Consider the following 1250-nt stretch of genomic DNA (forward strand, 5'->3'; position numbering starts at 1 on the left):
TATTCCACTTATCAAATATAGTAAACTAATCGATTGATAAATGGATTGGTCCAACTATAAGCCATTCAAGCAGGACAAATAACAGTTGGCTATTTGCTCCTTCGTCGCTTATTTTAGCCAACTATTATTTGCCTCTTAATGGGGCGTTATGTACCTAAAGGAGTAGGCAGTTGCAATGTCCTAGTTGTAAACAAACAGCCATTTCATTTTCTAACTGGTGTAATGGAATCAATGCATTTTGGACTAAATGTCAAAATTGCAATGTGCGGCTATACGGAAATTATTTCGTATACTTAGGGTTCTTCGCAACATTACTATATGTCTTCGCTTTAATTCCTTTACTTATTTATTTCGCATCTAATTTAGGTTTTGAATTGGCAATTAGCTTTAAAGTTGTTAGTTTTGTACTCCTTGTGGCATTGGCATATCCTTGCGCTCTGTATACTTATAAACACGGAAAGTATGGAGTAAAAGGTACATAACAAGAACTTCAAACGGAACAAAAACAGTTGGTTAGGTTCCGCTTCGCTCCACATTTTAACCAACTATTTTTGTCCGCTTAAGTGGGCGTTAGGTGTTCAGGGAATCTCTCAACTATGGATGTTGATCAAAAGATAAATGTTTTTCATTCCTTAGATTCTAAATCGACTTGTATCGCTATGATCAAGTCTTGTACTTTTGGAATCGCAATTTTAACTTTAATAAGCTTGATCATCGGACTATTTTTCCAAGAGTTGAATATTGAAACATCTATTGGTTTTATAATTGATTTCAGCTTGTATGCGTTTCTCCTGTTTGCAGTTTTTAAGTGGCATTCTCGTATTGCGGCATCATGTTTACTTTTATTATCAACTTATAGTGTATACCTAACATTTATGGTGCTAGCAGGAGTCGAAATTGGTGGCTCTAATCTACTAATATCTCTTGCAAGTTTTTGGTTGTCTTTGCGTTGTACCGAAGCAACTGTTAAATTAAATAAACCTAATAAAAAGAACACCTAACAAGGCGTTCAAACGGACAAAAAACAGTTGGCTGTTTCACTCCGTTCACATTATAGCCAACAATTTTTTGCCGCTTAACGTGGCGTTATGTTTTTATCGAATGGATGCATATATGAATAAATTGAGGATTAATAAAAGAATTTTTATGATAGGTTTATTACCTGTTTTAGGTTTACTCATTACATTTATTTTAAATTTTATCGCTGGTCCGGGTTATACGACTTCAGTAAATCAAGGTGCACTTCGTGT

General features: G+C 34.6%; 1 protein-coding gene. It reads left to right on the forward strand.

Features of this window, described 5'->3' with window-relative positions; genetic code table 11:
• Positions 1-596: 596 nt before the first annotated feature.
• Complete coding sequence (locus H4J57_RS19445) at positions 597-1001, forward strand: hypothetical protein (protein WP_182223039.1); 405 nt, start codon at positions 597-599, stop codon at positions 999-1001.
• Positions 1002-1250: the final 249 nt, after the last annotated feature.

The sequence above is a fragment of the Colwellia sp. BRX8-7 genome, assembly GCF_014077275.1.
In the GTDB taxonomy this organism is placed as follows: domain Bacteria; phylum Pseudomonadota; class Gammaproteobacteria; order Enterobacterales; family Alteromonadaceae; genus Colwellia_A.

Bases quoted from the DNA above. Each gene is read 5' to 3' on its own strand.
- H4J57_RS19445 (WP_182223039.1), top strand. From the start codon at position 597: ATGGATGTTGATCAAAAGATAAATGTTTTTCATTCCTTAGATTCTAAA.